This window comes from Paenibacillus plantiphilus (genome assembly GCF_927798095.1).
Classification (GTDB): Bacteria; Bacillota; Bacilli; order Paenibacillales; family Paenibacillaceae; genus Paenibacillus_Z; species Paenibacillus_Z plantiphilus.
Genome location: NZ_CAKMMF010000050.1, coordinates 1 through 24,495, shown reverse-complemented (window position 1 = coordinate 24,495; position 24,495 = coordinate 1). Strand labels below are relative to the sequence as shown.

26 protein-coding genes, 1 tRNA gene, 1 rRNA gene and 1 pseudogene are annotated in these 24,495 nt (G+C 47.1%); 24 read left to right on the top strand and 5 right to left on the bottom strand.

The genetic code is table 11. From position 1 onward, the window contains the following. The 13 genes from rrf to L6H65_RS25720 all read left to right on the top strand — a co-directional run. Nucleotides 1-80: ribosomal RNA gene (rrf, locus tag L6H65_RS26930) — 5S ribosomal RNA — on the top strand; the annotation flags it as partial. Nucleotides 81-239: 159 nt separating this feature from the next. Beyond that, nucleotides 240-1,520 carry a putative glycoside hydrolase gene (locus L6H65_RS25775; protein ID WP_236347412.1) on the top strand — a complete coding sequence of 427 codons (1,281 nt, stop codon included), beginning with the start codon at nucleotides 240-242 and terminating at the stop codon, nucleotides 1,518-1,520. Between the two features lie 144 nt (nucleotides 1,521-1,664). Beyond that, on the top strand, nucleotides 1,665-3,122 hold the full coding sequence (gene guaB, locus L6H65_RS25770; RefSeq protein ID WP_236347409.1) for an IMP dehydrogenase: 1,458 nt from the start codon (nucleotides 1,665-1,667) through the stop codon (nucleotides 3,120-3,122). A gap of 257 nt (nucleotides 3,123-3,379) precedes the next feature. After that, entirely contained in the window at nucleotides 3,380-4,630 is a 1,251-nt protein-coding gene (locus tag L6H65_RS25765; protein ID WP_236347406.1) for a D-alanyl-D-alanine carboxypeptidase family protein, read from the top strand. Between the two features lie 259 nt (nucleotides 4,631-4,889). After that, nucleotides 4,890-5,771 carry a pyridoxal 5'-phosphate synthase lyase subunit PdxS gene (pdxS, locus tag L6H65_RS25760; RefSeq protein ID WP_236347403.1) on the top strand — a complete coding sequence of 294 codons (882 nt, stop codon included), beginning with the start codon at nucleotides 4,890-4,892 and terminating at the stop codon, nucleotides 5,769-5,771. Between the two features lie 70 nt (nucleotides 5,772-5,841). Beyond that, the gene (pdxT, locus tag L6H65_RS25755; protein ID WP_236347400.1) at nucleotides 5,842-6,426 is read left to right on the top strand and encodes a pyridoxal 5'-phosphate synthase glutaminase subunit PdxT; all 585 of its coding nucleotides are present in this window, start codon (nucleotides 5,842-5,844) and stop codon (nucleotides 6,424-6,426) included. 97 nt (nucleotides 6,427-6,523) lie between these two features. Further along, nucleotides 6,524-7,804, top strand: a complete 1,281-nt coding sequence (gene serS, locus L6H65_RS25750) for a serine--tRNA ligase (protein WP_236347397.1) — start codon at nucleotides 6,524-6,526, stop codon at nucleotides 7,802-7,804. Between the two features lie 121 nt (nucleotides 7,805-7,925). Next, a tRNA-Ser gene (locus L6H65_RS25745) sits at nucleotides 7,926-8,014 on the top strand. 541 nt (nucleotides 8,015-8,555) lie between these two features. After that, nucleotides 8,556-9,053, top strand: coding sequence for a hypothetical protein (locus L6H65_RS25740; protein WP_236347395.1), 498 nt, complete (start codon nucleotides 8,556-8,558; stop codon nucleotides 9,051-9,053). Nucleotides 9,054-9,114: 61 nt separating this feature from the next. Beyond that, nucleotides 9,115-9,462 (top strand): hypothetical protein, encoded by a 348-nt coding sequence (locus L6H65_RS25735; protein ID WP_236347392.1) that lies wholly within the window; start codon nucleotides 9,115-9,117, stop codon nucleotides 9,460-9,462. 38 nt (nucleotides 9,463-9,500) lie between these two features. After that, a complete protein-coding gene (locus L6H65_RS25730; protein ID WP_236347389.1) occupies nucleotides 9,501-9,677 on the top strand; it encodes a hypothetical protein in 177 nt (58 codons plus the stop codon). Between the two features lie 42 nt (nucleotides 9,678-9,719). Beyond that, on the top strand, nucleotides 9,720-9,875 hold the full coding sequence (locus L6H65_RS25725; protein WP_236347386.1) for a small acid-soluble spore protein P: 156 nt from the start codon (nucleotides 9,720-9,722) through the stop codon (nucleotides 9,873-9,875). A gap of 190 nt (nucleotides 9,876-10,065) precedes the next feature. Beyond that, nucleotides 10,066-10,599 carry a putative periplasmic lipoprotein gene (locus L6H65_RS25720; RefSeq protein ID WP_236347383.1) on the top strand — a complete coding sequence of 178 codons (534 nt, stop codon included), beginning with the start codon at nucleotides 10,066-10,068 and terminating at the stop codon, nucleotides 10,597-10,599. A gap of 84 nt (nucleotides 10,600-10,683) precedes the next feature. Here L6H65_RS25720 and L6H65_RS25715 read toward each other — a convergent pair whose 3' ends face one another. The 4 genes from L6H65_RS25715 to L6H65_RS25700 all read right to left on the bottom strand — a co-directional run bounded on the left by L6H65_RS25715 (nucleotide 10,684) and on the right by L6H65_RS25700 (nucleotide 13,873). Further along, a complete protein-coding gene (locus L6H65_RS25715) occupies nucleotides 10,684-11,757 on the bottom strand; it encodes a hypothetical protein (protein ID WP_236347380.1) in 1,074 nt (357 codons plus the stop codon). Between the two features lie 223 nt (nucleotides 11,758-11,980). Then, nucleotides 11,981-12,376, bottom strand: coding sequence for a type 2 periplasmic-binding domain-containing protein (locus L6H65_RS25710; RefSeq protein ID WP_236347376.1), 396 nt, complete (start codon nucleotides 12,374-12,376; stop codon nucleotides 11,981-11,983). A gap of 432 nt (nucleotides 12,377-12,808) precedes the next feature. After that, the gene (locus tag L6H65_RS25705) at nucleotides 12,809-13,486 is read right to left on the bottom strand and encodes a phospholipase A2 family protein (protein ID WP_236347415.1); all 678 of its coding nucleotides are present in this window, start codon (nucleotides 13,484-13,486) and stop codon (nucleotides 12,809-12,811) included. Between the two features lie 165 nt (nucleotides 13,487-13,651). Next, nucleotides 13,652-13,873 carry a hypothetical protein gene (locus L6H65_RS25700; RefSeq protein ID WP_236347373.1) on the bottom strand — a complete coding sequence of 74 codons (222 nt, stop codon included), beginning with the start codon at nucleotides 13,871-13,873 and terminating at the stop codon, nucleotides 13,652-13,654. A 122-nt stretch (nucleotides 13,874-13,995) separates the two neighbouring features. Here L6H65_RS25700 and L6H65_RS25695 point away from each other — a divergent pair. Both L6H65_RS25695 and L6H65_RS25690 read left to right on the top strand, forming a co-directional pair. Next, nucleotides 13,996-14,892, top strand: a pseudogene (locus L6H65_RS25695) (S8 family peptidase). Further along, a complete protein-coding gene (locus tag L6H65_RS25690) occupies nucleotides 14,893-15,447 on the top strand; it encodes an RNA 2'-phosphotransferase (RefSeq protein WP_236347370.1) in 555 nt (184 codons plus the stop codon). It begins immediately after the preceding pseudogene. Between the two features lie 56 nt (nucleotides 15,448-15,503). Here L6H65_RS25690 and L6H65_RS25685 read toward each other — a convergent pair whose 3' ends face one another. Further along, nucleotides 15,504-16,868, bottom strand: a complete 1,365-nt coding sequence (locus L6H65_RS25685; RefSeq protein ID WP_236347368.1) for an ABC transporter substrate-binding protein — start codon at nucleotides 16,866-16,868, stop codon at nucleotides 15,504-15,506. A 256-nt stretch (nucleotides 16,869-17,124) separates the two neighbouring features. Between L6H65_RS25685 and L6H65_RS25680 the strand changes: the two genes are divergently transcribed. The 9 genes from L6H65_RS25680 to L6H65_RS25645 form a co-directional block, all read left to right on the top strand. After that, a complete protein-coding gene (locus tag L6H65_RS25680) occupies nucleotides 17,125-17,787 on the top strand; it encodes a hypothetical protein (protein WP_236347366.1) in 663 nt (220 codons plus the stop codon). Then, nucleotides 17,780-18,304: an accessory gene regulator B family protein gene (locus L6H65_RS25675; RefSeq protein WP_236347363.1), complete on the top strand. Its 525-nt coding sequence runs from the start codon at nucleotides 17,780-17,782 to the stop codon at nucleotides 18,302-18,304. Before L6H65_RS25680 ends, L6H65_RS25675 begins: the two co-directional genes overlap by 8 nt. 3 nt (nucleotides 18,305-18,307) lie before the next feature. After that, on the top strand, nucleotides 18,308-18,439 hold the full coding sequence (locus L6H65_RS26655; protein WP_290370480.1) for a hypothetical protein: 132 nt from the start codon (nucleotides 18,308-18,310) through the stop codon (nucleotides 18,437-18,439). Nucleotides 18,440-18,460: 21 nt separating this feature from the next. Beyond that, nucleotides 18,461-18,820, top strand: a complete 360-nt coding sequence (locus L6H65_RS25670; RefSeq protein ID WP_236347360.1) for a LytTR family transcriptional regulator DNA-binding domain-containing protein — start codon at nucleotides 18,461-18,463, stop codon at nucleotides 18,818-18,820. A gap of 222 nt (nucleotides 18,821-19,042) precedes the next feature. Then, nucleotides 19,043-20,602, top strand: coding sequence for a contractile injection system protein, VgrG/Pvc8 family (locus tag L6H65_RS25665; protein WP_236347356.1), 1,560 nt, complete (start codon nucleotides 19,043-19,045; stop codon nucleotides 20,600-20,602). Between the two features lie 26 nt (nucleotides 20,603-20,628). Then, a complete protein-coding gene (locus tag L6H65_RS25660; RefSeq protein WP_236347353.1) occupies nucleotides 20,629-21,768 on the top strand; it encodes a pentapeptide repeat-containing protein in 1,140 nt (379 codons plus the stop codon). A gap of 80 nt (nucleotides 21,769-21,848) precedes the next feature. After that, nucleotides 21,849-22,385 carry a hypothetical protein gene (locus L6H65_RS25655; protein WP_236347351.1) on the top strand — a complete coding sequence of 179 codons (537 nt, stop codon included), beginning with the start codon at nucleotides 21,849-21,851 and terminating at the stop codon, nucleotides 22,383-22,385. A gap of 1 nt (nucleotide 22,386) precedes the next feature. Next, nucleotides 22,387-23,088 carry a DUF4280 domain-containing protein gene (locus tag L6H65_RS25650; protein WP_236347348.1) on the top strand — a complete coding sequence of 234 codons (702 nt, stop codon included), beginning with the start codon at nucleotides 22,387-22,389 and terminating at the stop codon, nucleotides 23,086-23,088. Nucleotides 23,089-23,105: 17 nt separating this feature from the next. Beyond that, the coding region (locus tag L6H65_RS25645) for a contractile injection system protein, VgrG/Pvc8 family (RefSeq protein ID WP_236347345.1) at nucleotides 23,106-24,495 on the top strand (1,390 nt) is incomplete at its 3' end.

Below are 24,495 nucleotides of genomic sequence, written 5' to 3'. Positions count from 1 at the left end.
TCTCGAACACGACCGTTAAGCCCTCCAGCGCCGATGGTACTTGGACCGCAGGGTCCTGGGAGAGTAGGACGTCGCCAAGCACGAAGAACCGACCGTGGTACACGGTCGGTTTTTTGTTATGGTTAAAGCCTTGAATAAACCAACGATACCCATAACTGGTGTCATCTCCTTCACAAAAGGCTAAGCTCTGTAGCTCATACTACTAACATTAACTTACCTGCTGATGGAGGTGCCGGTTTATGTTGTCAAGGTACGGGCGAATGGCTGTTTGCATACTTATTCTTTCTTGTTTAACGATACAGTTGGTTGGCTGTAATTCTGCGCACGAGTCAACAGATCAGATTCGACTGCCAGATCTCAAGCCGCAGAAGCATGCCCGCACATCTGCAAAGCATCCTGAGCTGTCTTTGTCGATGCGCAAACAGACTTCGGGTTCTTTTAAGATGACAAGGAATAAAGGGATGACAAAACAAGGACAATCTGGACAATCAGATCAGACCCGCCGCAAGACTGATGGTCCGCGATCACCTGTAAGGGGGATCTATGTATCTGGCTGGATAGCAGGGAGCTCGTTCAGGTTAAAGGAGCTTATTAAGCTTGTTGGTGATACAGACCTCAATGCAATGGTTATTGATGTGAAGAATGATTACGGAATGATGACTTACCGCTCAGAGCTGCAAGAGGTGCGTGAGATTGGCGCTGGCAACCAACCAGCAATAGCCGATATTAGAGGGTTAATTAAACAGTTGAAATCGAAAAATATATATGTTATTGGTCGTATCGTTGCTTTCAAAGATCCGTTGTATGCACGGAAGAAGCCATCTCAAGCTCTTCAGAAACGAAGTGGAGGCGTATGGAAGGACCATCAAGGAAATCGATGGCTGAATCCTTTTCAGCCTGATGTTCGTTCTTATAATATTGCGATTGCTGCTGAAGCTGCCAAGCTGGGTTTCGATGAGATTCAGTTCGATTATGTCCGTTTTCCGGATAACGGCGCTCGTGTGGATCGCGAGGTGGCAATTGACGGTCGCGGGAAGCGAGGGAAAGGAGAGATTATTGGGCAGTTTCTGAGAGAGGCACGCAAGCAGATTCATCAAGAGGGAGCCAGATTATCAGCTGATGTCTATGGTTTGGTCACTTCTTATAAGGAGGATTTGGGTATTGGCCAGACTTGGCGCTCTATTGCTACTGCTGTTGATGTGATATCTCCAATGACGTACCCTTCTCATTATTCGAGCGGCATGTATGGTGTTAAGAAGCCGGATTTGCAGCCCTATTCCATTATTCGTCATGCAATGATGGAGGCTCAGCAGAGTAATGCTATCCTTCGGGAGAATAATTTGGATACTGCGAAGATACGTCCATGGCTGCAGAGTTTCACTGCAGGATGGGTACATCCTCATCAGCGATACGGAGCCCGGCAAATTCGCCAACAGATCCAAGCTGCCAAGGAGCAGGGGGTGAATGAATTCCTGCTGTGGAGCTCAAATTGCAGGTATGATTATCGTTTTGAAAAATGAAAAAAAGCTCATCTGTTGAAATCTTGACAGCCCCCTACCCCTCTGCTAATATTGCTAATAATATACGCGAGAGTACTTAAGCGCTTATGTCTATAGGCCTTGGGATATGCTCTATAGAGAAACATTTGAGGGAGGAACATACTTGTGTGGGAAAACAAGTTCGCCAAAGAAGGACTAACCTTTGACGACGTACTGCTCGTACCCCGTAAATCCGAAATTCTGCCGAGGGAAGTCGATGTGTCGATTAACCTGAGTGCGAATGTGAAATTGAACATTCCGCTGATCAGCGCTGGGATGGACACGGTTACGGAAGCTGCTTTGGCGATTGCGATGGCGCGGGAGGGCGGCATTGGAATCATTCATAAGAATATGTCGGTAGCTCAGCAAGCGGAGGAAGTCGACCGGGTCAAACGGTCAGAGAGCGGCGTCATTACGAATCCGTTCTCGCTGACACCGAACCATCATGTATACGATGCGGAAGAGCTTATGGGCAAATACCGGATATCCGGCGTGCCTGTTGTTGATGAGCATGGCAAGCTGGTTGGTATTTTGACGAACCGTGATTTGCGCTTTATTCATGATTATTCAATTAAGATCAGTGAAGTCATGACCCATGAGAATCTGGTTACTGCACCTGTAGGAACAACGCTTCAGCAAGCAGAAGGACTGCTGCAGAAGCACAAGATCGAGAAGCTGCCATTGGTCGATGAGACCAATACGCTTAAAGGACTTATTACGATTAAGGATATAGAGAAAGCTATTCAATTCCCGCATGCTGCAAAGGACAAGCATGGCCGTCTCTTGTGCGGCGCTGCTGTTGGTATTGCGAAGGATACATTGGAGCGCGCTCAAGCGCTTGTAGAGGCAGGTGTGGATGCGCTTGTAGTCGATACTGCTCATGGACATCAACGCAATGTCCTTGATATGGTTCGTAAGCTCCGCGATAAGTACCCTGATCTTGCGATTATTGCAGGCAATGTGGCGACAGGAGAAGGAACCCGCGATCTTATTGAGGCTGGGGCATCCGTAATTAAGGTTGGCATGGGTCCTGGTTCTATATGTACGACACGCATTATCGCCGGTATCGGCGTTCCGCAAATTACCGCAATATACGACTGTGCCAGCGTAGCGCGAGAATATAATATTCCAATTATCGCAGACGGAGGCATTAAGTATTCGGGCGATGTGACGAAAGCAATAGCCTCGGGTGCGAGTGCAATTATGATCGGAAGCCTGTTCGCAGGGACAGAAGAGAGTCCGGGTGAATCAGAGATTTATCAAGGCCGCCGTTATAAAGTATACCGTGGTATGGGCTCCATTGGTGCGATGAAGGAAGGAAGCAAGGATCGTTATTTCCAGGAGAACGAGAGTAAGCTTGTTCCAGAAGGTATCGAAGGCCGTGTCGCTTTTAAAGGGCCATTGGCAGATACGGTGCATCAGTTGATTGGAGGTCTTCGTTCCGGTATGGGTTACTGTGGCACGAAGAGTATTGATGAATTGAAGAATGATACACAATTTGTAAGAATTACGAATGCAGGATTGCGCGAGAGCCATCCGCATGATGTGCAAATTACGAAGGAAGCGCCGAACTACTCGCTGTAAGTAGCCAAGGAGGCCGTCTTTTCCTATCACGTTCAATCGAGACTTTTTTCGTTTGTCGGACAGACTCTAGGCAAAGGGTTCGAACCCAGGCAGGGAGATGGTGCCAGTCACCATTTTCCTGCCTGTCTTTTTTCGCGGATGCGAACGAAAGACGTCGACATATGATACAATTAATTTACTATAATCCATGCAAAGAAGGAGAGAATGCGTTGAAACGGAACCTAAGACCGGCAAGATTGTTGTCGGTGATTTCCGCTATGTTGGTAGTTTGGTTGCTCACAATGGCAGTGGGTTCGACGGTCGCTCTGGCAGAAGGCAAGTCAAGTGTAACGTATCCGGAGAATTCATTGGGGTTAACGCTTCAATCAGCGATGTTGATTGATGCGGATACTGGACAAGTGCTGTATCAGGTGAATCAGGATCAACCGCGTCCGCCTGCCAGCATGACGAAGATGATGACGGAGTTTATCGTTCTTGAGGAGATTGCAGCCGGACGCTTGAAATGGGACGGTATTGTAACAACGTCAGAAGCAGCGGCTTCGACGCCTAAGGACGGGTCTCAGATTTATTTGGCAGAGGGCGATAAGCATACGGTTAAAGACTTATATATTGCTATGGCTGTCGGCTCTGCGAATGACGCTACAATTGCTTTGGCCGATCACATTGGCGGCAATGAACAAGGCTTTGTGGACAAGATGAACGAGACGGCGAAGACGCTTGGGTTGAACTCAGCGCATTTTACAGGAGCTACAGGGCTTGATGAGACAACGCTCATATCGGCTGCCGATATGGCGAAGTTTGCGGCTATTATTCTTAAGAAGCATCCCGAATTTCTGGATTATTCCAAGCTTCCTTCCTATAAGTTTCGTGAACGGGATGATAATCCTATGATCAACTATAACTGGATGCTGGAGACGAATAAGGATACCAAGGCCTTGAAGCAATACGCATATCCGGGCGTGGATGGCATGAAAACAGGTTATATTGGCGCGGCCGGCTATTGTTTCACAGGAACAGCTGAGAGGGATGGCATTCGGCTTATAGCGGTTGTAATGGGGGCCAAGTCGAAGGGATCACGATTCCTGGAGGCAGCGAAAATGTTCGACTATGGTTTCAACAACTTCGAGCGGAAAACGGTTGTAGCTCCTAAGACGACGTTAGATAATGCAAAAACGGCAACAATAAAGAAAGGCGTATCGACTGAGGTACCGGTTGTTACAGCTACCGATATAACCTTCCTCGTAAAGAAAGGCGTAGAGCCCAAGATCGAGCAAACGAAGCTGAGCTTGATGACGGAAGACGAGTTGGTCGCACCGATTAAGAATGGTCAGAAGGTCGGGGCGGTTACGTATTCCTACACAGATGCCGATACCGGCAAGGCGATCGAGAAGACGGTTGATCTGATCAGCACGGAAGAGGTTGAGAAGGGCAGCTGGTGGCGCCTGTTGTTCCGAGCAATCGGCGACTTCTTCGTTGGATTGTTTAATGGGATTGTTGGGTTGTTCTAAGTAATTCGCAGTATCCCGATGTGTAATTCATGGTTGTCGATTGCCTCGGGATGCTGTAAAATTAATGGTTAGAGTTAACACGGAATATTCGTGTGTGCAGAAAACGGATGATGCTTACGAAGTTAGTTTTCTGCTCATACGCAGAGGCTGTACAAGGAAGCACTCAGAAAACAAGATGATGCTTACGAAGTAAGTTTTCTGCTTATACGCAGAGGCTCTACAAGGAAGCACGCAGAAAACTTTTGGGAGGCACTATTAAATGGAAACAGGAACTTCGCGTGTAAAACGCGGTATGGCTGAAATGCAAAAAGGCGGCGTCATCATGGACGTTATGAGCGCCGAACAAGCGAAGGTTGCAGAAGCAGCTGGCGCAACGGCAGTTATGGCACTTGAGCGTGTGCCTTCCGATATTCGTGCTGCTGGCGGCGTAGCTCGTATGTGCAATCCGAAAGTTGTAGAGGAAGTTATGAAGGTTGTATCCATTCCGGTAATGGCTAAAGCCCGTATCGGTCACTATGTGGAAGCAAAGGTTCTGGAATCTCTTGGCGTCGATTATATCGATGAGAGTGAAGTTTTAACGCCAGCTGATGAAGTGTACCATATCAGCAAGCAAGAATTTACGATTCCGTTCGTATGCGGCGCGAAGGATCTTGGTGAAGCGCTTAGACGTATTCAAGAAGGCGCGTCCATGCTCCGTACGAAAGGCGAGCCAGGTACAGGCAACATCGTTGAGGCGGTTCGTCACCTGCGTCTGATCAACGGCCAAATGCGCAAGGTTCAGAATCTGTCCAAGGACGAGCTGTACCACGAGGCGAAGGTTCTGGGCGTTCCTTATGAGCTGCTGCTTGGCATTCATGAAACGGGCAAGCTGCCTGTCGTTAACTTTGCTGCCGGCGGCGTTGCTACTCCTGCAGATGCTGCGCTCATGATGCATCTTGGTGCAGATGGCGTATTCGTTGGCTCCGGTATTTTCAAATCGGACAGCCCTGAGAAGTTCGCACGCGCTATTGTTGAAGCAACAACACATTATGAGGATTACAAGCTGATCGCAGAAGTGTCCAAGGATCTTGGCGCACCGATGAAAGGCATTGAAATTTCGAAGCTGGAAGCTTCCCAACGTATGCAGGATCGCGGTCTGTAAGAAACGCGCTCTTCGTACCGAAGGACAAGCGTGATGACTTCGCAGTTGGATAGAAAGAAGGCATAATTTCATGAGGATAGGCGTTTTGGCGCTGCAAGGCGCTGTTGCGGAGCATATGCGCAGTATTGAAGCCGCTGGGGGCGAAGCTGTTGCTGTCAAAAGCACGGAGCAATTGGATGAGCTGGGCGGTCTTATTATTCCGGGCGGCGAGAGCACAACGATTGGCAAGCTAATGCGCAAGTATGGCTTCATGGACGCTGTTCGCAGCTTCTCTGCTCAGGGCAAGCCCATATTCGGCACATGCGCCGGATTGATTGTTTTGGCTGAGCGTATCGAGGGCCAGGAAGAGGCGCATCTAGGGCTGATGGATATGACTGTTGCGCGGAATGCGTTCGGTCGTCAGCGTGAGAGCTTCGAGACTGATTTGCCTGTTAAAGGCATTGATGAACCGATCCGCGCTGTGTTCATCCGCGCGCCGCTTATTAAAGAAGTGTCGTCTAAGGTAGAGGTTCTCTCTACGTATAACGATGAAATCGTGACCGCGCGGCAGGGTAATCTGCTGGCATGCTCGTATCACCCAGAGCTGACCGATGATTACCAGCTTCATGCTTATTTTCTGAATATGGCAGTGGAAGCGGCTGTGGCCAAGCGATAATGGCAGAGGACTGCGTTTACGCAGTCTTTTTTGCCGTATGTGCAGGTGTAGTATGAGGCTGTCAAACAAGCTTTCTTAGAGAGGGGTTCACCTTTCCGTGCTGGATGTTAAATTGTTGAGGAATGAATTGGAGAAAGTCGAGCAGGCGCTTCAGAACCGCGGCAAGTCGTTGGAGCTGATTGCTGAGTTCCCTGTGCTTGATGGAAAATGGCGCGATTTGCTGCAGGAGAGCGAGCAGTTGAAGAGCCGCCGCAATACGGTTTCGCAGGAAGTGGCACAGCTGAAGAAAAGCGGAGGCGACGCTGAAGCGCTTATCGTGGAAATGCGCGAGGTTGGCGACCGGATCAAGGCGCTCGACGATGAGGTGCGTGTTGTAGAAGCTGAGATCAGGGATCTGACGCTCGCTATTCCGAATATTCCAGATGCCAGTGTTCCGCTCGGCAAATCCGAAGATGATAATGTGGAGGTTCGCCGCGTTGGCGAGGCTCGTTCCTTCGAATTCGAGCCGAAGGCGCACTGGGATATCGCGCAGAATCTCGGCATTCTGGATTTTGAAGCTGCGGGAAAAGTAACAGGATCGCGGTTTGTGTTCTATCGCGGGCTGGGAGCAAGGTTAGAGCGTGCTCTCGTCAGCTTCATGATGGATCTGCACAGCGATAAGCATGGGTATGAGGAGATTCTGCCGCCATATATTGTGAACCGTGACAGCCTTATTGGAACGGGTCAGCTTCCCAAGTTTGAGGAGGATCTGTTCAGCCTTGAGGGCTCGGATTATTATTTGATCCCTACTGCGGAAGTGCCGGTTACGAATATTCATCGGGAAGAGATCCTGTCGGCTGAGGATTTGACGAAGAACTTCGTCGCCTTCAGTGCGTGCTTTCGTTCTGAGGCTGGAGCAGCAGGCCGTGATACGCGCGGACTGATTCGCCAGCATCAATTCAATAAGGTAGAGCTGGTGAAGCTGTGCAAGCCTGAGGATTCCTATGCGGAGCTTGAGGCCATGACAGGAAACGCAGAGAAGGTGCTGCAGCTGCTCGGATTGCCTTATCGCGTACTCGCATTGTGTACGGGAGATATGGGCTTCAGTGCGGCGAAGACGTACGATCTTGAAGTGTGGCTGCCAAGCGGCGGTTCTTACCGCGAAATCTCGTCATGCTCCAATGTGGAGGATTTCCAAGCCAGACGTGCGAACATTCGCTTCCGTCGCGAGCCGAAGAGCAAGCCGGAATTTGTTCATACTCTGAATGGCTCCGCTCTGGCCGTTGGACGCACAGTTGCCGCTATTCTTGAGAACTACCAGCAGGCTGACGGAACGGTTATCGTACCCGAAGTACTGCGTCCGTATATGGGCGGCGTTGAGGTTATCGGGGCTCGATAAGACGATCCGACCCGGGCTTAAATCAAATAAATGTACCATAGGGCAAAATTGGAGTTGCTTTCCCATTTTGGCCTGTGGTACAATTCTTCTTGTGACCTTAGTCAAGGTCGTTGACATTCATGGAGAGGTACCGAAGCGGTCATAACGGGGCGGTCTTGAAAACCGTTAGAGTGCAAGCTCACGTGGGTTCGAGTCCCACCCTCTCCGCCAGTTTTTAATAGCTAAGAATGACTACATAGATGTACCTGAGGAATGAGAGCGATGTCGCTCTCATTTTTTTGTTTTACTGCCCTATCCAGGAGAGTGTGGGAATCCAGAGAATGGACCCAAGCAGTTCGTGTACGCAGGTTGTCGTGTGGATACGTCGAGTGCGTGCGTCGATGCTGGAGACTGCTGTAAGCGGAAAAAACCTGCTTAAAGCTGTTGAAAGGAACGCGGTCGGACGTTTAAGCGGGAAAAATCGCCTTACAGCCCGAGCGATTGTGTGAAAAGGGCTTTGGTGGAGACTATAAGCAGATAAAAACCGCTTACAGCTATCAAAAAGTGCGTGATCCTTTTTTTAAGCAGGAAAAATCGCCTTACAGCCGCCTGAAGTAGTGTATGAGATGTGATATGTTTCATCCCAAGTAGAGGTTCAAGCAGTTTGTTTGCAAAGAGTGTCACGATAGAAATTAATGATTTTTTATTTTTCTGCAACAAAACAGGAGTTGAGGCGCGTCTTAGTTAGCAATATGGAAAATGGAGGCATGGTATGAAATTACAAGTACAGTTGTTTGTTCTCTCCGTTCTTATCCTTCTCACTGGATGTCTTGCAGATACAGCAACGAGCATACAGGTGGATGACAAGACATTAGCAAAGCAATACGTGAAAGAGAAGTATGGTTACACGATTATCGCGGACAAGGAGCCTGTGCGCACGTTCATAATGGATAAGAAGCTGTTGAATGAAACGCAATATCAACAACTATGGAGCGTTCAAGAGAAGGAGCCCGATGCGTTTATTGGCAAAGAGATAGCTACCTATACGTTTACGGTAGATAATCATCCGCTGGAAAAGCAATATGGTTTGGATATCAATGTATGTGTGATGGTAGTTGAAGGCGAAGCGATTGGCGGATATTCTTTTCCCGATACTGATGAGCTTCTATTTGGGGGTGTTAATCCAATTGATGGAAGGGAGTTCGAGGAGGTAAAAGGGCTAACCTTTCTGGAATGGCGTGAACAGTGGAAGAAAAAATACGGAAAGTAACGGAGCGGTGGTATAAAAAAACACGAGCAGCCGCATATTATCGGCATGGAGGTGGTTAGCAATGAGCAAACGCGATGAGCTGGATATCAATCAGCAGCAGCTGGCAGACGCATGGCGTTCAACGCTGCCGAATTGGATTCTGGCTGGTGACAGGGCAGCTGTGCTGCCGGACGAGTCTGACGCCAAGTCACTGCGCGTTACGATCGATACAGCTGGACATCAGATGTACAGCTTTGATTTTAAAGTAACCTATGTCGATAGTCGTGAGGTTCGAGTGACCCTAATTGATGTGGAAAAGGATAACAGGACGGTCGACGAGCGAACGGAAATTATTCAACAGCTTGTTCAGGATTACACGAGGCATATCCATGAGTGCGCGCAAGCTTTGAAGGAGTTAACGCACGCTTAGCTTAGCCTCATCAATTGATGAAAGGCAGGGTTGCAAGGATGTCCAAGGTAAAAGGAACAGCAGATAAAAATTTAAGCAATGTCGTTGAGGATCTCGACAAAAATCCGGTCAATAGCCATCAAGCCCAGCAGATCCAGCAGGATACGAATGACCGCCGTCATCAGGACCTGCTCAATCACGATGATCCGACGGATTTGCAGCATCCCCGCAGTTAGTGCTTCCGCAATTTTCGATACTGTAGCGAAAGGGGTAAACCTATGGGAGGCAAGTCGAAAAGCGTTCCTGTGCCGAATCCTGATCAAGACAGGAAGAAGGCGCGGAACGATCGTGGCGGGCTTCAGGAGCCATTGTCAGGCTCCAAGAAGACGAAGCAGCATAACCACACCAGTCATAATAACCCGCAAGGGTCCTAAGGCGATTATTGCAGTTCACATCGATGGCTTCTGAGCTTCTCAGAAGTCATTTTTGCATTGGAAAGAACGAAGAGGTGTCCCTGAATAGTCACCTGCCCAGAAAATTACGACAATTATTAGCATTTCTGCAACAAAATAAATTAAAATACGATTTATAAGGTATATGGAAAATGGAGGTATGTAGCTAGAGATGAAAAAATTACCCTTTGTTCTCTCGGCCATTATTCTTTTATCGGGATGTCTGGCAAGTACATCAACACGGCTCGTGACAACACAGCAAGCGCCACAGATAACGAAGACGACCACGGTACAGCTGGATGATCAGGCATTAACAGTGCAATTTATAGAGAAGAAGGGCTATACAATTACCGCGAATAAAGGGCTTTTGCAAACGTTCGTATTGGAGCAGAAGCTGCTTCTTGAGACACAATATCAGCAAATATGGGGTGTTCAAGAGAAGGAGCCGGATGCGTTTATCGACAAAGAAATTGCCATCTATGCGTTTACGGTAGATAATCATCCGTTGGAAGATATTTATGATTTCGATACGAATGTATATGTAATGGTAGCCGAAGGCGAAGTGATAGGCGGGTATTCTTCTCCCGATGCTGATGAGATGCTGTACGGGGGCGCATATGGAATCGATGGCAAGACGAGGGAGGAATTAAAGGGTCTGACTTACGCCGAGTGGCATGAACAGTGGACCAACAAATACGGAAAGTAACGAAGCAGGGGATGGATAAGCCCCGTAAGGAAAAATGCCCGCTAATCATAATTTGATTAGCGGGCATTTATTAGTGATGGATGATTACATTCCGCCAGCCATTACCTGCTCAAGGTCATCTAGTGGAATAGCATCTGTAGGCAGCTCGTGCTCGAATTTGATGTCTTTGTTGATGTTCTCAAGCAGCATCCATAGGCGCATGCCGAGTGTCATTTGCTCCTCGTCCGTCGTAATATCAACATTGAAGTTGAAATTCTGATAGTCGAGGAATCCGTTTTGAATACCGCCAGTGATGGAGAATTCATTGATTTTGAGCGTTTTTCTCATTTCAGCAATCGCTTCTTTTGTTTCACTTTCTTTGGTGCTATCGAGTTCTTTCTTCATTTCATCCAGTTGTTCCTTCGTCAACCCAGCAGACTTCATATAGGATTCATTCTTCGAGATTACATCGATCAGCTGTGGCAGAACTTTTTCAACGAACGTTTGGACTGCGGCATCGAAGTTGTCATTCGTAATTGCAAAACGAACGAATTGGTCAGCCTTGTAGCCGTCTGGAAGGTCCTTGACATCCTTCGCTTCAAGCTGGCTGAAGTATGTCTTCTCGTCCATATTCTTCATCACTACGTTCAGGAGATCTTGGCCTAGCTTCTGTGTAGATGCAGTATCGAGCAATAGGTTGCTGGATCGTCCTTGCTCTTCCATCAGTTTCGCCATATCGATTTCAATAAACTTGCCGACTACTGTCTCTGGCAATGGGAACATCGGAATTTGCGGGATTTTGATCCACATTTTATCTTCGCTAAGAATGATTAGAAAAGATAAGCTGAATTTCATGTCTTGGCTATTCAGTGCAATATCAACGGTAACCTCGGAACGCATTGGGTCTGTCTCTGTATTACCATGGTAATTAATGCTTGCCCCTTTGAATAATTCGGCTACTGAAGCCGCGATTTGGGCATTCTGGTCATTCCCAATTGCAGATGGCAAATCAAAGTCATTGAATGAGAATGATCCTTTGAATGAGGATGATTTAATATCTCCTGATTTAACCAATGCTGATGTGATTGCTTCTTTAGGCTCCTTGACAGAGCCACAGCCTGCCACGATGGCAAATACGAGTACCATCGAAGTGAGCAATATCACTTTTAATGCTTTCATGAAAGTCCCCTCCTATTTATGATCAACCTATATTCTAACCCGAATAAGAGATTTCGAAAAGACGTATAATTGAAAAATGTGCTGAAAAAACCTAAAGTTCTTCTAAATTTTGTTAAAATTAGGTTGATTCAATGTTTCCCAATACAGAGAGGGTATGGAACGACAAAGCAGTACAATAAGAAAAGGATATGACGGCAGGAAGCCTATCATACCCGCTTCTTAATTATTTGGCGCTCGTCTTATCCAGCTTTTGCTTTTCATACGCTTTGTTTAGCTGCTCGTTGCCTACTTCCTGGATTTTCTGGATTGCTTCATCAAGGGTGTATTCGTCGGTCAGGACACGCGACATGATTGTGTTCACGATACCGTATATTTTAAAGCCAGGGGGCAAATTTGTGTTGCGGCGACTGTTGTGGCGCTTTTCTGTGAACGTATAGAAGGCATCCAATTTATTACCCTTCTTATCATTAATGTATGCGGGACGAACCGAGAGTGAACCGTCATAGGTTTTGGAAAGTGCTTTGGCCATCTCTTCACTGTTAACGAATTTAATAAACTCCCACGCCAGACTTTTGTTCGATGAATCTGCATGAATACTGAACAGATCCAATAACTGCATATAGTCTGTTCGATTCGGATACGCGGGATCGACGGGAACGGTAACAATGGGAATGTCGTGGGTAAAGTAATAATGGGGAGCTGATGAAATGAAGCAAGTACGTCATATACTTACTGTATTGTCGGTGTTCACAGCTGCTATAACTGTCTATTTCCTTATCGCGACTCCAAGGTTGTTTGATTCGGAGTGGCTGCCTGGTTTCATAAGCAGCTTAATGGGGTCCATCATTAGCTTCGCGGGTCCATTTAAATCGAGGAAAGAATCAATTCTGTACGCCATTATATCGTTGGCAAATTTCTTATTACTGCTTTGGTACATGATCTTAATGACTCCATTAGCCGTTCTATTTTTTGGACCATGAGCAATGCCTCAACGTATAACAGACCCCCCTTCCTGTTGTGTCGAAAGGGGGGGTTGTCTGTTAAATATGCTTTATGCAAACGGATTACAGATATATGGCCAGCTGTACCAAGAGATAAATAGTATTGCCCACACATTGCCAGCAGCGGCATATGGATATAGGCAGTCATGCAGCTTATAGTCGCAGCTGCAAGCGAAGTATCCCCTCGAACCATAGCAGTTGTCATGGGACTTGCAGCAGGAATCTACAGCGCTTATAGGGGAGCCAGGACCACTGCAACCAGGACCGCACCAATTGCCGTATAAACATGGCGCTTGAATAGATACATCAGCACGGGAGCCTGTGGGCAGTGAGTTGTTTGCACTAATCTCACGAACGCGATCTTTGAATTCCTCGGTATATTCAGTAGTAGAAGTAACTTCGATTCTGCCATTCACAATTCTATAACCGGTTAGGACCTCTTTATCACCGCTCGAACTGATAACGCTCGCCTTAACTTCAACCATTGTATCTGCTTTCGTGTAGATAATCTTTACGCGCTCTTGTTTAAAACCAAGGATCAGCAGCACAAACTTCGTACTCTCTGGTTGATATGCGATGCTGTCTAACACCTTTGGTTGTTCTCTATCCGGAATGACATTATGCTTGACCATCTGAGCAATAAAAGAAATTACGTCTGCGTTTTTATTCGCCTCTTCGATTAAATGATGAAGCTCGCTTCCTTTGATTTTCTTGGATACTTGGTCCATTTTCATTCACCCCTTAAAGGAATTGAAGGAGTAATTGATTGATAATAACAAGAATCAATTTTCCTTCTCTGTAGCTGAAGGGACAACCGTTCCCTTGGGCCACATTCTTAAAAGTGAAATGAATGTTCCTAATCACAACCATCGATCATTATTTTGGGGAAAATATTATGTGCACGCTTCCGGGTGAAAAGTACAATTACATACACTCACTCCAAAAATTCCTTTACACTGATCTCCAATTGCTCGTAGATGCTTTGCATATTGCTCAGCGACATCTTGGTATAATGCGATATCTTCCTTATCACAGGTGTCGATCTGTTTAACAATTTTCAGCAACTCCATCTTTAGTGTGAAGTGCCGTTGACGCAATCTGTCTAAATCGTTCATAAGCATCCCTCCTCGTCATCTCTATAGATAAAGTGATAATGTTATCCGAATTCACAACCTATAAGGTTGTGTTTTTTATTTCTATCCTCACTTTAAGGGATATACACGGAGGTGATGGAACGATGAGAGGGCTTAAAGTTGATGTAAAGGAGATCCCAAACGGCATTTCTTTCATTCATGCACCTGGATTATGGAGAGATGGTATAACAGGCAAAGGGGTAGTTGTAGCCATATTGGATAGTGGCTGTGATAGCAGTCATCCAGATTTGGCGGGCCGTATTATTGGCGGGTATAACTTTACGGACGATTAAGATGGAGACCCAGCCAGATATGAGGATAACCTTCAGCATGGCACGCACGTTGCCGGCATAATTGCAGCTGCTCCCAATAATCAGGGAGTTGTGGGCGTAGCGCCAGAGGCAAGCTTGCTTATTTTGAAGGTGATCTCGAAGGATGGAACCGGTACGTATCATCATTTAACAAAAGCTATTCACCATGCGATGCAGTGGAGGGGCCCTGAGAATGAAAGCGTACGAATCATAACAATATCTCTAGGCGGTTTACAACCAGATCCCGGACTCCACGATGCGATACAGCTAGCTGTAGAGAATAATATTATGATTATTTCGTCCTCCGGGAACAACGGAGATGGTGATCGCTCAACCCATGAAATCCTGTATCCAGCTTACTATCCCGAGGTTGTTGAAGTTGGAGCGGTATCAGAGAATGCGGGGATTGCTCCGTTCAGCAATACGAATGATCAAGTGGATATTTATGCTCCCGGGGTCTTCATTCTGTCAACGGTCCCGGGCAATCAATATGCAGTAATGACAGGCACATCAATGGCCGCCCCCCATGTAGCAGGAGCAGCGGCGCTGCTTATCAACAAGCTTGAGCAATCATTAGATCGGCAGATTACCGAAAGGGAGTTGTACGAGGCGTTAATGAGATGTACGATTATTACGGAACAAGATATTAGATTGTTGTCTTTGAAACGAATTGTAGGAGAAGATGAATAGATGGATTACTTGAAATTAAGCAAAGAGGTATCGTACGCATTAAGACACGCGCCTTGGGAGTATGAATTAGAATTAGACCGCGAAGGTTGGATTGAGATTGAGCAGCTATTATCAGCATTACGCTTGAATAGGCATTGGGAGTCCGTGAATGAGAATGATCTAGCTATCATGATCGAGCTATCGGATAAAAAGCGGCATGAGATTCTGGATGGGAGAATTAGAGCGTTATACGGCCATTCTGTGCCAGAGAAAATAACGAAAAGGAACGAAGCTCCCCCTCCAGTCCTCTATCATGGGACAGCCAGACATTTAGTCGAGCAGATTCTCAATCAAGGCTTGCATCCGATGGGCAGACAGTATGTCCATCACTCTGCTGACAGAGAAACGGCCATATTGGTAGGGAGACGGAAAGATTCAAGCCCGGTCTTACTGAGAGTGGACGCCAAGAAGGCTTGGGATAACGGAATCAAGTTCTATCGGGGCAACAATACGATCTGGTTGGCGGATCATATTCCATTGGAGTATATTTCTGTGGAACAGACAGCAATAAGCTGATCCGACACGGGGGCGGTATCAGCTTATTGGGGCAGCAGCCGAGCATTCATGCGTAGTTACTTAGCTGCTTCCTCTTCCTTCTCCAGCTTCTGCTGCTCATATAATTTGTTTAACAGCTCGTTGCCTTGGTCATGGATCGTCTTGATTGCTTCATCGAGTGTATATTCATCAGCTATTACACTGGATAAGGCCCTTTGTATAAAGACGTCTAAAACAAAACCAGGGGGTAGTGTATCGTAGCGCTTGTATTCTCTGCTTTCTGTAAGCTCGTAGAAGGCATCCAGTTTCTCGCCGTTCTTATTGGTCACGTAAGCGGGGCGAGTGGACAAGCTCCCGTTAAGTGTCTTGGACAGTGCTTGCGCTACCTGCTCTCCGGCAGCGAATTTGATGAACTCCCATGCCAGGCTTTTGTTGGGTGACTGCGCGTTAATGCTGAATAAATCATTGATCTGAAAAGAGTGCGTCACATTCGGGTTAGCAGGATCTACCGGAACGGTTACTACCCCCCAGTTGAGCGGCTTCTCTCTCTTATTGTCTTGGGCAGTGATCTGGCTATAGTAAAAGGAGCCCTCGAAGCGCATTGCTATGCGGTCCTTCATGAATAGATCACTCGGTCCTTGTTCGTTGGAAGTATTGACCGCCCCCGATTTGTAAGCCTTCACCACCTTCTCCATAATCCCCTTCCATTGTTCCGTATCCATCGTCACCTTCTTCGCATCTTTGCTAAGATAGGACAAGCCTTCTGTAGCTCCTATGGAAAAGACCATATTAGCCATAGAATTGCTTACTGTATTGCTGTTAGCAAATCCGTACACTCTTTCCGTCTCGCTTCCGCTCGTCGGGAACCGCTGAGCCAGCTCCAGCAGCTCGCCCCATGTCATTCTGTCACGCGGAGGATCAATATTATATTGGTTGAACAAATCGATATTGTAATAGATAGCAGAGCTGGAGAATCGAGCTGCTAACCCATAGAGGCTGCCGCCTCCTGCATTCTTGAGCTTCTCGGTGACAATGGGAAGAATATTATCCATGTCAAAGTTATCGCGTTTGATTACCGAATCCAGCCGGTATAAGGCATCTTCCTGGACCAATGCTTCCATTTGTCTTTCTTCAAGCATAATGACATCGGGTTGTTTCTCTTGAATTAAATTATTGTAGGCCGCTTCCCGTTTATCCCGAGGGACGGAGAATAGGAATTGTGTGCTTATAACCTCAAGATGAACATTAGGGAACTTCGACGTGAAGAAGTTGCCGTATTGTTCGAAGAAATGTTTCTCATCGTAATGCATGACTTTTAATGTGGCTACGATTTGGGGGTCTACCTTGGTGAGCTCTTCATTGCTGTCGTTCGAGCAGCTGCTCAGTATTGCAGTCAGAGCGAGTATGATTGCAGTTATGAATGCGCTTACTTTTCGGGTCATTTGGATTCCACCTTTTCTATTGGTTTTTCTTAGAGAACCGGAGTTGCACTGCGAGTATTCTAGCACACTTTCCCTTTTCTTTACATTAGTCTTTTGTGAGCTGTTGGACGATGCTGCAATGAATTAGATTTATATATGAAAATAGAAAATGATAATGTTGATGGTATTTATATAATTGTATACAAAAATTATATAATTTTGTATATTAATATCATCAAGTTAATGAATAATCAGCTCTTAAAAGGAGTTATTCACGATGCCCTACATACCTTTCATCCTGTTGTCGGCTCCTGAATATATTGCAGTACTATTTTTGACGTTTGCCCTATTCCGAATTAAACCTCAAGGGTTTTACCCGCATATTGTATTTGTTTCGTTCATATTGGGTAACGTGTCATACGCAACTAGAGCGGATGAGGCGATGGCAGTTTGGTCATCTTCTCTTCAAATGCTAGTCGCAGTTGTGTGTATGTGGTTATTGTTTCGGATTCCTCTGTTCTATGCAATGATTATTACAACAGTTACCAATGTAACTTACGGATTTTTCCAACTTTTATTTTTCACAGGGTATTTAAATTATGCGATTATTAGTTTTGAAGAGGTTAGTAGTGGCAGTCTAGTAGGATATATCGTGCCGTTGAGCAGTATTCTGTTTACTTTCCTTGTTATTTTAATTATTCGAAGATTTAACCTTTCAATTGATTGGATACCTAATAATCCAAGAGCAAGAGTTCCAATGAATCGGGGAAATATAGGCTTTCTAGTTATAACAGTAGTCATATTAATGGGATATTCCACTATATTTCTATGGTGGTCAAATGGGCCTGTATATATTTTTCAAGGAATAACGATTGTATTAATTATATTGCTTCTATGCTTGATCTATATGTCTAGAAGGAAGGATCAAGCTGATGATTGAGAAGCTTGCTGGTAAATTGGCAAAGAACCTTCATCATTATGCAGAAGAGCCGTTGATAAGTATCCCTGTTCTAAAATATGGGCTGACTATTGTCATTAATACTATATTCGTGGTAAGTCTCTCGCTAACCCTTGGGGGACTGACGGGGAAGTTACTAGAAACAGCGATTGGAATAGGTTGTTTTCTAATACTACGTGCATGTTCAGGCGGACATCATTTGAACACTTCGACAGCGTGTATTCTATTATCAACACTTATTTCCGTAACTATTCCACATATATCTCTTAATGAAATTAGTATTACTATGATTTCACTGATCAGTATTGCTTTGTTTATGATCTACTCTCCCTCCAACTTGCAACGACAGTCAAGAATTCCATCACGATATTATCCTCTTTTAAAGGTTATTTCAACCGCATTGGCAGTTGGCGGCCTTCTATTAGGAATGGAAGTAATAACATTATCCATATTGATTCAAGCATTATCCCTGATCCGCTTTAAATTAGGAGGGGGGTGATTATTGATGGTACGAGCAGTAGCCAGATTTACAGCAGTATGTATTGCCCTTATCGCTGTATTAACAGTTTCAACTGCTTCGCATCTTTTATGGCATAATCCAGTGCCAGATGAATTATTAAAGAAAAAAAGCTAAACCGGGTTTGGGGTGTGAGAAGTGAAAATACCTGCCTTCAAGAAAAACTCGAAGAATGATGAAGTCACCTGGGTAGATGTAGAAACGGATTTATTGATTTTGACAATCCGATCGGGCGACCTGGTCATTGAAACAGAAGATGGCACGTTCGAGCTGCCCAATTCATTAGACGAGTGGGCGGCCGTTCTTGAACCTTATGGGTTCGAGAGATCGGATCGGAATTGTATTGTCAAGCTCGACCGAATTGTTCACCATGATGAAGAGGTTAAGCTCATATATTTTGATGAGAAAGCCGATAGCAAACGATTATCCGCAACGGTATCGAACAAGCGATGGGGGAGAATTAAAGAATTTTTAAAGCTAAGAAGACAGAGAGATTAATGGGAGCACGGTATCCATTAAACGATCTGTCTTTTTGCATGTTCAGGAGCAAGAAACAGTTACGTGTTGTCCTATCCTGTAACTTTATACAATATATAGATGAATTTCCGGTCAAACTGTCGAATTTTGATGTATAATGTTAAAAAGTGGATGTCCATGAGGTATTTATGTGAATTCTACCTTCTATGGAACAAAGTCTAATAGAGCAAAGGAGAGGACATTATGGCAACACAGACGGTCACTTACGAGGTCTTGAAGATTGTTCCTTTTGAGATGAGATTGCATGATGTGAAGCTTGTTAAGAAGTGCAATGACCATGCGAGACTGACTTTCACCGGCATTATTCCTGAGGAGAAGGAAGACTATTATGTGCGGATGGCAGATGAGCAGACACCGATAGAGCTTCTATATACCGATGGCAATGGGAAGAATCATACATTGTTCCACGGCATGATTCTGCGCCTCCATGTCAGGGTGGAGAGTCAGGTGTACTGGCTGGAAGCGGAAGCAATATCCCATACATATGCGATGGATGTTAAGCCGGAGAATCGTTCTTTCCAGAATCGTTCGCTTAAGGTGGCAGATGTGATGCGGACAATCAGTGAGCTGTATCCGAAGGCCCAGACGATCAATGCATTCGCCAAAGACAAGCCGCTGGGCGCGTTCACGCTGCAATATCAGGAGACGGACTGGCAATTTCTGAAACGGCTGGCTTCCCATCATCACACGGTTCTTGTCCCAATTACCACGCATGATAGTATACGCATGTATCTGGGGGTTCCAGAGGGTCGCGATGCCGGACAGTTGGAGAGCACGCACTATCGGGTGTATAAGGATTTGCTGGCCTACAAGAATGAAGGGGGAGCGGATGGGGCTTCCGGTCTCAGTGAACAGGACTATATCTGCTATGAGGTCGTTCTGAATCAGGTGCTCGAATTGGGGGATGAAGTTACATTCAAGGGTCATAAGCTCCATGTCTTCGAAGTGCAAACGGAGATGACACGCGGTATTCTAACGCACAAATATACGCTCTGCCTGAAGAGCGCCAGCTATAAACGGAAGCGGAGCAATAAGAAGCTGATCGGAGCCTCGATACAGGGCAAAGTGATGGCGGTCGTCAGGGACGAGGTAAAGGTAAAGCTGGACTATGATCAGAATTGGAGTCTGGAGAAGTCTTCCCCATTCCCATACTCAACCATGTACGCGTCTGATGATCAGACGGGATGGTATTGTATGCCGGAGAAAGGGGACGACATCCGTCTCTATTTTCCCAGCGCTCATGAATCAGAAGGCATTGCCCTCAGCTCCGTCAGGAAGATGCTCCCTCAGGAAGCGATGCAGGGTGGAAGTCAGCAAGGCACGAGTCAGTCGGGCGGCTCGAAGAGCAAGAAGGCAGCAGGGACGACAACGGTTGTTCAGCAGGAATATCTCCAGCCTATTGTCAATTACGACAAGGACTTGAAGGAGGATTTGATGGCGAATCCGAACACGAAGTTCTTGCTCACACCTACGGGTCAAAAGATTTCTTTCGAGGAAGACCGAATTACGATTACCGGTGCGTCAGGCGGTGCAACGATTACGTTGACGAATGATGGCACAATCATTCTGAATAGCAACAATAAGATCCAGCTTCAGGCCAATAAGCAGATTGAGATGGTGGCGGAGACGATTCTGATGGTCAGCAATCAGATCGAGATGTCGACGCTGACCGGTGACGGGGCCATTACTCTGGATCAGAGCCAGATTACGTTAAAGGGCGTTGAAATTCTAATGAAGAAGTAACGATCAGGGAGCAAGGAGAGCTGCAGATGAGCGGAATCGAAGCGTGGGAGTATTTTGTCGAACAGGATGCGATGCCGTATCGAACGGAACAAATTAAAGCGCTGCACCATTATTTTTGTACGAGGAAAGACGAGATAGCGGAGGAATTTGTTCTGTTGTTCGATCAATTCTGTCAGGATGTGCAGCGGCTGCAGGCTGACGGGGCGATGAAGAAATGCGGGAGCATCCATATTTCGCTGCTGCGTACAAGTCTGATGGAGGGCAAGCCGGTCTACATGCTGGAGGCATGTGATGCGGATAATCTATGGAAGCCTGCGGTAACTCCGTTCCGCTATGACGCGGGATGGATCTATACGTATCTGGAGGCGTGGGATCAGGCGTGCGAGGTGAAGCGAAGGGGCTATATGGATCAGATCAAGCGGCCTGCATTGGAGTCGTGGATGAAGGCGCAGCTCTATCCGTTCCACGCATATATGGTGCATGCGGTGCGCTATGCGATGGACACAGCCAAGCAGCTCGAATCGTTTCAGAATATAGCGACGGAAGGGCAGCTGGATATTCGTGTTGGTGAGTACAAGGATGAGCAGACGAGTGAATCGGTTTACCTGAGGAGCGGGTATCCCCGAACGTCGGTTAGCTGCAAGGGGTGGCTGGAGAGCCGATTGGAGCAGGAATATATCTACGAGCATATTAGATATGTCAATCTGTCTGAGGGCAACTATGAAGGCATAAATCTGAGCTATACCTGGTTCGAGGTTGTGAAGCTGACAGGGAGCAATCTTCGGGGCGGGCTGCTGCTTGGGACCGGCTTCGAGCGCTGTGAATGTGATGGCGCGGATTTTAGCGGGAGCAGGCTATTCGATGCGGATTTCCGTGGTTGCAAGCTGGAGCAAGCCCGATTCGACGGCGTTATCGGGAGCCGCGATGTCCTGAATGAGAAGCATGGCATGTACTTCGGTATTCACGGTGTCCGTTATCAAGGGGCGAATCTGACGAATGCCAGCTTCCGTTATGCAAGGATAGCAGGCGACTTCACGCATGCGGTTCTGGATGGGGTGGATTTTACCGGGGCGGATCTGACCGGAAGTCGAATGCTGAAGCGCGATGTATTTCTTGTTCCGTTGACGCCAGCGCAGCGGGAGAGTGTGGAATGGGTGGAGGAATAGAGCGGCAACGGGACTGTGCGAGCAAGGAGAGCATGGGGAGCATGGGGAACAGTGCCAGATGGTGAAGAATGGAGTTTTCGGTGAAGGGAGAAGTAAGCAGCGTGGAATATTTCATTATTGAGCATGATGATCGGCTGGATGCGGCGGGGGGAGCTATTGTCTTCCCAGAGCGGATGCTGAAGGGGTTCGAGCATGCGGAGCAGCAGGAGATTGTACATATCAAGCCAGGTCGAGAGCTGGTGTACAGCAGTATCATCGAACGTCCTGTGCTGCTCGTTTCTAATGAAATGCAGGCAATCATCAGCCAATATGAGCCGGAAATGGCTTGTAAAACAGTTGTCGTTATGGATATGACCAAGAACATGCAAGTCCACTTCTCGATGATGGAGCTGAAGGAAATTCCATGCACGGCCCCGGCGGAAGTGGTTGTTGAGAAGGGGAGAATAGAGCAGCTGGCGATTGATAAACGGCTGATTGGGGATTCGAGTATGTTCAAAATTACGTATTATCAGAGTGCTCTGCTGGTCGTGCGTCTGGATCTGGCGGAGAATCTGCTACGAGCAGGCCTGTATGGGCTACGTGTACGGAGAATCTTGTTGAAGGAAGGGGAAGAATGAGATGACGGTTCCAACAGTTCATGGTTTTCTGAAGAAATCGACGATAGCAGAATTGGAGAGCGGGGAGTCCTGGCGAAGTGAAGAGACCTATGTAACCCGTGGCGCATATATGCATTGCACAATGGGTACCCATGAGGAAGTGCTTAATCAGATCGGGGAAAAAGGGGTGCTTATTAATGAAAGCCCGATGATGACCGTGAAGGATTGTGCGGTGTCTACATCGGAAACGATTAACGGCAGTATGGCGCAATTCGATGAGCTTGGAAATAAGATTGATGGCAACTTTTATTCTTTTGGCTATTGCCGGAGTTTGATCCATCCTTTGAAAGCGGCCGAACTGAGCGGGGCAATCACGCCAAATCCAAATGGGGGATTAGACGGATTAGAGGGGCTAGGCTTAACGGGGCCGTATTTGAATGGTTACAACTATGATTGTGAACCGGAAACAGGCACTATTCTAATGGATATTACGATCTATCCCTGTGTCCCCAAGCTACTGCCTTCCTCTCTGGCTATACCGGGTGGAATTGTGATTCCGGGAGCAACGGAATGGCAGAATGGCAGCCCGACTGTCTTGGTGAACGATGTGCCTGTCCTGACCACGAAATCCTGTCTCTATTGCACATGGGGCGGCAAGATTAAGTTTCTAACGAATGGGATGGACCCAGCCCCACCCGAATTTCTCGAAAGAGGACCCTACTGATCAGGGAGGTGACGGGGATGGCGACATGGTATCAAGGAGACGGGTTTCAACTGAAGTGGCCCTATCCATTAAAGGCGGTTCGCAGTCTGCGAATTGACCGTAAGTTCAATGAGCATGCCACATGCTCGTTTACCGCTATGATGGCGGAAGAGGATGCGGAGGCTTGCATACGCAACGGCAGCTTTGAGGATAGTCTAATGATCCGCAAGCCGGGCGAGGTTCGGGACGAGCACTGGTTCGCCGGAGGCATCACGAGCATTGATATTCAGATGGAGGATGGCATCCCCCATGTGCAGATCGAGGCGATCTCACGGACGTATGCGATGGATATGAAACCCGTGAGCCGTTCGTATCAGAATAAGGGGCTCACGTATACGGAAGTCATTGGACAACTCTCGGAGAAATACCCGAAGGGCGATGCGCAGAATGTCGCCACGAATCCAGGGGACAGCATTGGCGAGCTGATTGTCCAGTATCAGGAGACAGATTGGCAGTTTATGAAGCGGCTCGCTTCCCGAATCGGAACGGTCATTCTGCCGGATGTGGTGATGGATGCAGCGCGTGTTTATTTTGGCGTCCCAGATTTGTCGTGGGGGACCGTAATTAAGTCGAAGCGCTACGCGATGATTCGCAATTGCGATACGTATATGGAGATTAAAGCGCATGCGGAGGGAGGTTCCGCCGATGCGATGCGTGTCACGGACTTTACCAGTTATCGGGTCGTGACGGAGCAGTATTGTCAGGTCGGAGATGACGTACAGTTCAAAGGCAGCATGTGGGTCGTATCAGAATCCGTGATTACGTACCAGAATGGGATGCTCCAGTATGAATATCTGTTGGTTCAGCGGCAATCGCTGCGGCGCAAGGCGCGTCTGAACAAAGCGATTCAAGGGGTTTCACTGGAAGGCCGGGTCGTTAAGCGGGCCAACAATATGGTGAAGGTGCATCTGGACATTGATGATGGCCATGATGAGCAAGGGAATTGGTGGTTCCCGTACTCGCCGGAGGGGAACAATATTTTCCACTGCCTGCCGGACGAAGGGGCGCGGATTAAGGTCTATTTTCCAAGCGGGAAAGAGAAGAAGGCAATCGCGGTGAATGCGGTTCGCGGCGGTAGTGAAGAGATGAAGGCGAAAAAGGTGTTCCAGAAGCCGACGACGAAGGTGTTCGAGATGCCCAGTAATGCGAAGATGGAGCTGGGCGAGGATGGGGTGCTGTTCAAGCAAGGGACGGTCAGCTTCCATATGGACCAGAACAACATTCGAGTAAAGGCATCGGAAGACCTGCTCGTCGTGGCATCCAACAACCTGAATTTGAGCGGCTCAGGGGCAGTGATTGATTCGATCAAGATGGAAGCGACGAGCATTGCCATGCAAACGAAGCTGGATCAATATATTTATATCGAGG

What these genes read in the sequence shown, in the direction of transcription:
- L6H65_RS25735 (WP_236347392.1), top strand. Translation starts at nt 9,115, where the DNA reads ATGAGCAAACGCGATGAGCTGGATATCAATCAGCAGCAGCTGGCAGAC.
- L6H65_RS25710 (WP_236347376.1), bottom strand. Translation starts at nt 12,376, where the DNA reads ATGCAGTTATTGGATCTGTTCAGTATTCATGCAGATTCATCGAACAAA.
- L6H65_RS25765 (WP_236347406.1), top strand. Translation starts at nt 3,380, where the DNA reads ATGTTGGTAGTTTGGTTGCTCACAATGGCAGTGGGTTCGACGGTCGCT.
- L6H65_RS25660 (WP_236347353.1), top strand. Translation starts at nt 20,629, where the DNA reads ATGAGCGGAATCGAAGCGTGGGAGTATTTTGTCGAACAGGATGCGATG.
- L6H65_RS25740 (WP_236347395.1), top strand. Translation starts at nt 8,556, where the DNA reads ATGAAATTACAAGTACAGTTGTTTGTTCTCTCCGTTCTTATCCTTCTC.
- L6H65_RS25700 (WP_236347373.1), bottom strand. Translation starts at nt 13,873, where the DNA reads ATGAACGATTTAGACAGATTGCGTCAACGGCACTTCACACTAAAGATG.
- L6H65_RS25675 (WP_236347363.1), top strand. Translation starts at nt 17,780, where the DNA reads ATGATTGAGAAGCTTGCTGGTAAATTGGCAAAGAACCTTCATCATTAT.
- pdxS (WP_236347403.1), top strand. Translation starts at nt 4,890, where the DNA reads ATGGAAACAGGAACTTCGCGTGTAAAACGCGGTATGGCTGAAATGCAA.
- L6H65_RS25650 (WP_236347348.1), top strand. Translation starts at nt 22,387, where the DNA reads ATGACGGTTCCAACAGTTCATGGTTTTCTGAAGAAATCGACGATAGCA.
- pdxT (WP_236347400.1), top strand. Translation starts at nt 5,842, where the DNA reads ATGAGGATAGGCGTTTTGGCGCTGCAAGGCGCTGTTGCGGAGCATATG.
- L6H65_RS25705 (WP_236347415.1), bottom strand. Translation starts at nt 13,486, where the DNA reads ATGGACCAAGTATCCAAGAAAATCAAAGGAAGCGAGCTTCATCATTTA.
- L6H65_RS25690 (WP_236347370.1), top strand. Translation starts at nt 14,893, where the DNA reads ATGGATTACTTGAAATTAAGCAAAGAGGTATCGTACGCATTAAGACAC.
- L6H65_RS25730 (WP_236347389.1), top strand. Translation starts at nt 9,501, where the DNA reads ATGTCCAAGGTAAAAGGAACAGCAGATAAAAATTTAAGCAATGTCGTT.
- L6H65_RS25715 (WP_236347380.1), bottom strand. Translation starts at nt 11,757, where the DNA reads ATGAAAGCATTAAAAGTGATATTGCTCACTTCGATGGTACTCGTATTT.
- L6H65_RS25665 (WP_236347356.1), top strand. Translation starts at nt 19,043, where the DNA reads ATGGCAACACAGACGGTCACTTACGAGGTCTTGAAGATTGTTCCTTTT.
- L6H65_RS25680 (WP_236347366.1), top strand. Translation starts at nt 17,125, where the DNA reads ATGCCCTACATACCTTTCATCCTGTTGTCGGCTCCTGAATATATTGCA.
- L6H65_RS25720 (WP_236347383.1), top strand. Translation starts at nt 10,066, where the DNA reads ATGAAAAAATTACCCTTTGTTCTCTCGGCCATTATTCTTTTATCGGGA.
- L6H65_RS25775 (WP_236347412.1), top strand. Translation starts at nt 240, where the DNA reads ATGTTGTCAAGGTACGGGCGAATGGCTGTTTGCATACTTATTCTTTCT.
- L6H65_RS25685 (WP_236347368.1), bottom strand. Translation starts at nt 16,868, where the DNA reads ATGACCCGAAAAGTAAGCGCATTCATAACTGCAATCATACTCGCTCTG.
- L6H65_RS25725 (WP_236347386.1), top strand. Translation starts at nt 9,720, where the DNA reads ATGGGAGGCAAGTCGAAAAGCGTTCCTGTGCCGAATCCTGATCAAGAC.